The 7,461-nt window shown below is 65.7% G+C and carries 6 protein-coding genes and 1 pseudogene; 4 read left to right on the forward strand and 3 right to left on the reverse strand.

Annotation, left to right across the window (positions count from 1 at the left end):
- The 3 genes and pseudogenes from ACE1EY_RS00260 to ACE1EY_RS00270 all read left to right on the forward strand — a co-directional run.
- Positions 1-1,047: pseudogene (locus ACE1EY_RS00260) on the forward strand (hypothetical protein); the annotation flags it as partial.
- A gap of 85 nt (positions 1,048-1,132) precedes the next feature.
- Positions 1,133-2,830, forward strand: a complete 1,698-nt coding sequence (locus ACE1EY_RS00265; protein WP_370299161.1) for a hypothetical protein — start codon at positions 1,133-1,135, stop codon at positions 2,828-2,830.
- A gap of 9 nt (positions 2,831-2,839) precedes the next feature.
- Positions 2,840-3,625, forward strand: coding sequence for a hypothetical protein (locus ACE1EY_RS00270; RefSeq protein WP_370299162.1), 786 nt, complete (start codon positions 2,840-2,842; stop codon positions 3,623-3,625).
- Positions 3,626-3,636: 11 nt separating this feature from the next.
- Here ACE1EY_RS00270 and ACE1EY_RS00275 read toward each other — a convergent pair whose 3' ends face one another.
- On the reverse strand, positions 3,637-4,833 hold the full coding sequence (locus tag ACE1EY_RS00275; protein WP_370299163.1) for a serine hydrolase domain-containing protein: 1,197 nt from the start codon (positions 4,831-4,833) through the stop codon (positions 3,637-3,639).
- Positions 4,830-6,038, reverse strand: coding sequence for an EAL domain-containing protein (locus tag ACE1EY_RS00280; RefSeq protein ID WP_370299164.1), 1,209 nt, complete (start codon positions 6,036-6,038; stop codon positions 4,830-4,832). The genes ACE1EY_RS00275 and ACE1EY_RS00280 overlap by 4 nt, the downstream gene beginning before the upstream one ends.
- Before the next feature lie 84 nt (positions 6,039-6,122).
- Between ACE1EY_RS00280 and ACE1EY_RS00285 the strand changes: the two genes are divergently transcribed.
- On the forward strand, positions 6,123-6,872 hold the full coding sequence (locus ACE1EY_RS00285; protein ID WP_370299165.1) for a hypothetical protein: 750 nt from the start codon (positions 6,123-6,125) through the stop codon (positions 6,870-6,872).
- A gap of 13 nt (positions 6,873-6,885) precedes the next feature.
- Here ACE1EY_RS00285 and ACE1EY_RS00290 read toward each other — a convergent pair.
- A partial coding sequence (locus ACE1EY_RS00290) for an HD domain-containing protein (protein ID WP_370299166.1) occupies positions 6,886-7,461 on the reverse strand: 576 nt, incomplete at its 5' end.

Here is a 7,461-nt window from a genome sequence, read left to right on the forward strand (position 1 = left end):
GATCTGGCGGCTTATCTGCTGAGCGGCGGCCCGACCTATCTGCTGCATGCCACCGACGTCGACGGCACGTCCGGCGATGCCTTTATCGACCTGGACCAGGTCCCCGCCGGCCGCAAGGTCTACGCACGCAACTGCGCGCAGTGCCATTCCACCAAGCTGCCGCCGGATGCCATCGTCGGCGACCCGGATGCATTGGAGCGCTACTACGAAGGCCACGTGTTTGGCGCCGAGGACTTCTGGCAACACGAGTTCACGGATGCGCAACTCGAATCCGAGTCGTTCCGCGAGCAGCATCTGGTGCAAACCGAGGACGGCCAGTGGCGGCCGAAGCAGTTCGCCGACCACGGCGTATTCGGTCAGGACTGGCTGGGCAATGACGAACCCACGCCCTACAACGTCGTGGGCGTGAACAGCTGCCGCGCCCGGCATGACAACCACTCCACCGGGCACATCTGGGAAGAGTTCGCCTCGGAAACCTATCGGCAGCGCCCGTCGCCGGGCTCGGAGCCGAAAAAGATCAACCGGATGTTCCCGCTGATCGGCGGCAATGCCGTCGGCACCCAGACCATCGGCGGCCCCGCCGAAGACGGTGAAAGCTTTGCCGACGACGGCGCGGGCTATTACCGCAATATCTCGCTGATCAATGTCTGGGCCATCGCGCCGTTCCTGCACAACAATGCCCTCGGCGAACTGACCTATCTGGACGATGGCGGGATCGACTACACCGTCGCCGGCCGCATCGCGCAGTACGAGATCGCAATGCAGCGCCTGCTCATGTCCGACGATCCGAACGACGAACCGCATCGCCCGCAAAAGGTCAGCCTCACCGACCGAGACATCAAGGTGGCCCCTCGCGAAGACGGCCAGGGCCTGATCAAGCTGCCGGTGAAAGAAGGGACTCCGGTCGCCTACTTCGCCAGTTCCGATCCGCACAAACCCCTGTTCCAGAAATGCGACGACCTGATCGAGAACAAGGGGCATCAGTTCGGCGTGGACCTCTCGGCCGAGGACAAGGCGGCGCTGACCGAATTCCTGAAGCTGATGTAACCCGGTCGTGACGGAGCCTGGACAGCAGCGGCGCCGGCGCGCGCGGCGCCGCGTACGACTGCCCGTCGCAGTCGGACTGATCGCCATGGGCCTGCTGCTCTGCGCAGGCTGTGGCGACCGCCCGGTGGCCGAGCCCGGCGTTGACGCGCTCGCCGACCGGCTGCCTCCGCTTTACGACCCGGCGAGCCTGTCGGCGCAGGTCATCCCGAATTCCGACCTGCCGCCCGAAGGCACACGCTCGCTGTTCGATCAGCTCGTCGCCCAGAATGGCGCGCTGCCCTACCCTTTCGAATCCGTGGTCGACTGGCTGGCCTCGCTGGATGTCGACGGACGCCGCCCCACCACGGTGCTCATTCCCCACGGCCGTTCCTTGCAGAAAGGTCGTTCCTCTTTCGCCGATCCGCGGGTCGTGCTGTCCGCCGATGTGTCACCTCCACCGGGCGTCGCGCTGACGCCGCCGATCAAGGGCCGGCTATTTCTCGGCTTTGTCGATGCCGCCAACGAAATCGAAGTGCTGTCCTACAACGAGGCCGCCGGACGCTTCGAGTTCCAGTTGGTGCAGGACTACTGCGAGGGCTGCACGCCGCGCATCGTCTACGCCCGGCGCAACGTGTGCCTGACCTGTCACCAGAACGCCGCGGCGATCTTTCCGGTGCGCCCGTGGGAGGAGACCAATGCGGCACCGGACATCGCTGCAGGCATCCGTGACGTTCACCCGAACATCGATACCCTGCGCGGCGCGCCGTTGGGCGTCCGCCTTGCGGCACCCGAAGCGGTCGACAACGCCACCGACATCGCCAATATGATTCCGCTGGCACAGCGCATCTGGCTCGATGGCTGCGGTCCGGATACAGCCGGCCATGCCTGTCGCCGCATGCTGCTCGGCCAAGCCCTGCGCTTTGCCCTGGCGCCTGGCAGTTTCGATCCGCAGTCCGAAACCGCGATGGATCTGATCACCCGCCTGGCCCAGCACTGGCCCGAACGCGGCTTCGAGCTACCCGACAATGATCTGAAAAACCGCGATCCGCTGGAAGATGACCTTTATCAAGGCGGCTGGCTGGCCGGCCTCAAGCGCGCGGTATTCGGCCGCGACACAGCGCGCAACAACCCGGTCAGCGAGGACAAGCTGGAGGAGTTCGATGCCCTGCCATCACTGCCCCGCGAGTTCGATCCGCTAACCCGCCGCCCGCCGCGGCGCTGGTCACAGCCCGGCGACCTCGACGCCGTCTACGCATTGGCGCAGGAATTCACCGCAACCGACGTCGCACGCCTGCAGGCCGCCGGCCGTGTTGATGCGGTGGTGTCTGCGGTGCAGAGCGCCGCGCTGGATGCCCATGTGGCCGCCGTGCCGTTCCGGCGGTCCGAGATCATGCTGGCGCTGCTGGATACGCTGGATGCCGACGCCATGCCCACGCGCTGGGGACTGCCGGTCGCCGAACTGTCGGCCCCGATCCGTGAGGGCGAGCCACCGTTGCAACTGTCCGCGGATTCCGAGCTCAAACCCTTCGAAACGTATTGCTTTGGCTGCCACCGCGACAACCCCAGCGCCCGGCTGAACTTCATGGCCGGCGCCAGCGAGGCCGCTGTGCTGGAGCGCATAGAGGCAACGGACAAGATTCGTGATGCCTTGGACTACGAGCGCTACCGTGGCACGGCCAAGGCCGGGCTACTGATGCCGCCCGATGGCTCCTGGCAACGCGAACATCTGGAGCGGGCGCTGGCCGCCGGCGACGACCCACTGACCCCGATGCGCGAGCAGGTGCCCGCGTTGTTCGATTTCTGAGGACGATCCATGCGCCTTGCGCCCTTTCGACTCACCGCCGGGCTGGTTGCGTCGGCGCTGCTGCTCGCCAGCCTGCCCGCACAGGCCGAACCGGCCTTTGCCCGGCTCTACAAGAATCAGTTCGGCTACATGCCGTCCTGCAACGCCTGCCACAAGGATGGCGGCGGCACGCCGGTCAACGCCTACGGCCAGCAGTTCAAGGATGCCGGGCTCAACGCCGGCGCCTTCGCCAAGATCGCGTCGCTGGATGCCGATGGCGACGGGCAACGCAACGCGGCTGAATCGAACGCTCGCGCCAACCCCGGCTCGGACCACTCCACGCCCGACGCGCCCGGTGACTGGCTGGACACCAGCAACCTGATTCCCAGACCGGTGCGAGCGCTGTTTCCGGACGTCACGACCTACAAGCTCGTCGATGCACTGTTCACGGAGAAGGAAATCGCCCGCGCGGCCGCGCGCGGCGTGACGCTGGTGACGGAAGACGAGAACACCATCTACGTGCCCGTGCGGGATCGCCGCCCCATCGGCACGTCGATCATCGTGCCGGGCGAGCACCAGGGCCAGCAGTTCTTCGTGCTGCTGGCGACCGATCGCCAGCTCAACATCACCCACGCCGGCGCAATCGACGCCACGGACTTCCAGGCGGCGCAGACCGCGTCACGCTACGCCGCGTTCGTGGGTCAATCGGTCGAGCATCTGAACACCGAACCGGCCGACGACACGGTGCAGGCAGCGGTTGATCGCGCCGTGCTCAAGGCGGCAACGATGCTGCTGGTGCGCCTCAAGTCAGGCTGACCGGCGAACGATCAGTTCGCAGTATCGGACAACCCGCCGTACTCCCAGGACCACGGCAATCCGGTTGCTCCCAGCACGCGCCGGCTAACCGCCGGAAAGATGCGCTCGGCGCGCACGTCATTGGACATCAGCACCAGGCAATCGCGGCGGGCCTGCACGCAAATCGCCATGTTGGCGGTGCCCGCATCGTGGCCGCCCTTGAACCACACCAGCCCTTGCGGGCCGGCGAACCGCAGCACTCCGAGGCCGGCGGCAAGGCCGATATCCCGATACGGCGCATCTCGCGTCTCGGGCAGGGTTGGAAACTGCTGAGCCGACGTGATCGGCCGTTGCGCACGGAACATTTCGCGACGGGCGTGCTCGCTCAGGCCGTCGCCGCGAACCAGCGCCGCCCAGAACTGGGCCTGATCGCGAATCGTCGTGTCCATGGAGCCGGCTGCAGCAGGCACCGCGCGCCGGTCATGGGGAATGGCCTCACCGTCGATGTCGTATCCCAGCGCCGCCCGATCCGCGAAATCCGGCCGCCAGACCATCGCCGTGTCCGCCATCCCCAGCGGGGCGAAAACCCGTTCATCCATGGCCTCGTCCAGCCCGATGCCCAGCACCGATTCCAGCGCGAGTTGCAGTACGCGGTAGCCCTCCCCGGAATAGGCGTAATGCACGCCTGGCTCGAAGTGGAAGCGCAGTCGGCCATCCGGCTCCAGCCAGCGAAAGTTCGCGAAGCCGGAGCCATGCGACAGCAGCACCCGGGGGCTGAGCCGTCGCCAGCGCACATCGCCCAGCAAATCCGAATAGTTGCGCCCGGGGGCGGTGTAATGCGGCAGGGGCTTGGGCAGCAGCTGCGGCAAGCCGGCATCCAGGTCCAGCCGGTTTTCGTCGACCAACTGCAGGGCGAGGTAGGCAACAGCCGTCTTGGTGAACGAGGCGCCGTAGACAATCGTACCGTCGGTCAGGGGCAACGCTGCTCCCACATCACGACTGCCCAGGCTGAGAACCTGATCCACAGCGCCATCGCGAATCACCGCCAGCGCCAGGCCCTGGACGCCTTCGCGCTGCATCAGGGCTTGCACGGCGAGTTCCAGCGGCGCATCGGCCGCAGGCATCGACGGAGGAGGCGGCGTTGCCGTGCAGCCGGCAAGCATCGCGGCCAGCAACGCCCACGCGCATCGGCGGCCGCCACGCAAAGGCTTGCACAGGGGACCGGTCACGCGCTGGTCGTGTCGGCCAGCACCTGGGCCAGCGGCCGTGGCCGGCCGAAGCCGAACCCCTGCCCCCAGCCACAGCCGAGCTTGTAGAGCTGACGTCCCTCGGCTTCGGCCTCGATGCCTTCGGCCACCACGCGCAGGCCAAGCTCATCGGCCATCGCGGAAATGCCGCGGACAATCCGCGCGCCACTCGGGCCTTTGCGCACCTCGCGCGCGAAGCTGAGATCCAGCTTCAATACGTCGGCGGAAAAATTGTGCAGATACGCCAGCGACGAGTAACCCGTGCCGAAATCGTCGATGGCGATCGAAATCCCGAGCTTCTGGAACTCCGCCAATAGTTCGGCGGCATAGGCGGGATTGGTCATGACCACGCCCTCGGTCAGTTCGATTTGCAGACGCTCGGGCGGCAAGCCGGTTGCGTCCAGCGTGGAGGCCACCAGCTCGAATGCGGTGGATTGCGCAAACTGGCGACCGGATAGATTGATGCTCACGTACTGACCGCGCAGCCGATTGCCCTGCGCCATGAAATCGATGCAGGCCCGCCGGATCACCCAGGCATCCAGTTCAAGAATCAGCGATGTCTGCTCCGCCAGCGGAATGAACTCGCCCGGAGAGATCATGCCGCCATCCGGCTGCGGCCAGCGAGCCAGCGCCTCGTAGCCAACCGGCTTGCCGAGCGGAAGCTTCACGATGGGCTGGTAGTGCAGCTCCAGCATGTCCTCGGCAATGGCACCACGCAGCCGAGCTTCCATGCGGCTTTGCTGCAACACACCGTGGCGCAGCGCTTCGTTCACCGGCGAGTTTGGCAGGGCTTCTGCCTCCGGCACCCGGCGCGGCGCGGGTTCTTCCTCGCCGCTGCGCACGCGATGCATCGCCACCCGAAAACGGTCCAGCATGCTGTGCAGCACCAGCTGCACCATCGGGTCGACGGATTCGAGCCGGTCGTTCAGCCCCTCTCGGCTGATCACGGTGAGCTTGGTCGTCCCGATGGCGCGCACGCTGGCCGACCGGGGACGTGTGTCGATCAGCGCCATTTCGCCCACGATCTCGCCCGGACCCAACGTCGCGAACACGGTGCGCTGGTCGTCGTGACCGGTGAAGACTTCGACCGCACCCTCATCAATCAAATAAGCGACATCACCGGCATCGCTCTCGGCAAAGACCAGTTCGCCATCTTCGTATGTACGTTGCTGACCCGCGTCAACCATTGCGTTACCCCCCGCGGCGAACAGTACGGCGCGCGGTGACCATGCACAAGCGATTAGACTGGCAGAAAAACATGGGGAGACTGCGTGAAAGCCATCTGGATTCTCGCCGTACTGGCGGCCGGCCTGTTGTGGTCGGAATGGAGCCTGGCTCAGGACGATTTATCAGTGCTCGACACCCTGGCGATGGACGACCTGGTAGAGGTCGAGCCGCCGCCACCTGCGTGGCAGTCCATCGGCGGCCCGGTGGCACTGGGCGTGTTCTTCTTTCTCGTGCTGTGGCTGGGCCGTCTGGCCGTTCCGTTCCGCGTCAGCAAGGAATCACTGACGCTGTTCTACTACCCCACGGGCGTCAAACGCGGCCTGGCGCTCGCGATCACGCTATACGGCATCGCCTTCGCATTTGGCGCGGCGGAAATCGGCTACCAACTGCATCTGCACGGCAGCGCCGAGGCGTACTTTGCCAACATGTCGCAGGGCAAACTCATCGCCTTCACCCACGCCCACCTGTTCGGCTTCACAACCAGCTTTCTGGTCATCGGCATCCCGTTCTCGATGCAGTTCAACCAGCTGTGGATTTACCAGTGGGTGTTTCCTGTCGGGCTGGCTGCGGCGCTCACCGACGTCATGTCGTGGTGGGGCATCAAGTACGTGTCGCCCAACTTCGAGATCATTTCGATGGCCTGCGGCATCCTGTTCTCGGTCACCTACCTCTACATGCTGATCGGCCTGTTGCGCGTGCTGCTGTTTCCGCAAGTGATCTGGGCGACTGACAAGGATCGCAGCGAGCGGTTAAGCAAAAAGGAACAGGACCCGACGAGTCACACGGGCTATTGAGGCGCCAGTTCCGTTAGCGCAATAGCCACCCGGCGCTCGCGGCGGCTTCCAAACGCCGGCGCAACACCGCCCAGACCGCGGGCAACGGCCCCTCGATTCCACGATTTCGATCCAGCACCTGCTCCAGGCGGATGCCGTGCCGCTGCCACCCGATCCCTTGCGTCGCAAGGTTCAGCAGCACGGGATTGACGCGGTCGACCGCCTTGGCGAACCGGGCGTCCGGGGTCGCGCCCGCCTCGAACTCATCCCATAGCGCCCGGTCGGCGCTGCCCTGCTCGAAGGGCAGCAAGCCGAACAGGCGGTCGGCGGCAGCCTGTTCACGCGCGGCCTGATCGGCGGCGGCCTGGTCGTCATAGAGAAACGTATCGCCGGCATCGATTTCGACGATGTCGTGGAGCAGCAGCATGCGGATCACCCGGTCAACATTGACCGGAAAGGCGGCATACGGAGCGAGCACCAGCGCGGACAGGGCCGCATGCCAGGAGTGCTCGGCGGAGTTTTCCTGCCGGGAGCCGTCGGTGATCCACGACTGGCGGGTGAGGAAACACTGACTGACGCACGCCGCCAAGTTGCCGCCTGAAAACAGGCC

Origin of the sequence: Abyssibacter sp. (genome assembly GCF_964229365.1) — a bacterium.
GTDB lineage: Bacteria > Pseudomonadota > Gammaproteobacteria > Nevskiales > OUC007 > Abyssibacter.

What these genes read in the sequence shown, in the direction of transcription:
- ACE1EY_RS00265 (WP_370299161.1), top strand. Translation starts at nt 1,133, where the DNA reads ATGGGCCTGCTGCTCTGCGCAGGCTGTGGCGACCGCCCGGTGGCCGAG.
- ACE1EY_RS00270 (WP_370299162.1), top strand. Translation starts at nt 2,840, where the DNA reads ATGCGCCTTGCGCCCTTTCGACTCACCGCCGGGCTGGTTGCGTCGGCG.
- ACE1EY_RS00280 (WP_370299164.1), bottom strand. Translation starts at nt 6,038, where the DNA reads ATGGTTGACGCGGGTCAGCAACGTACATACGAAGATGGCGAACTGGTC.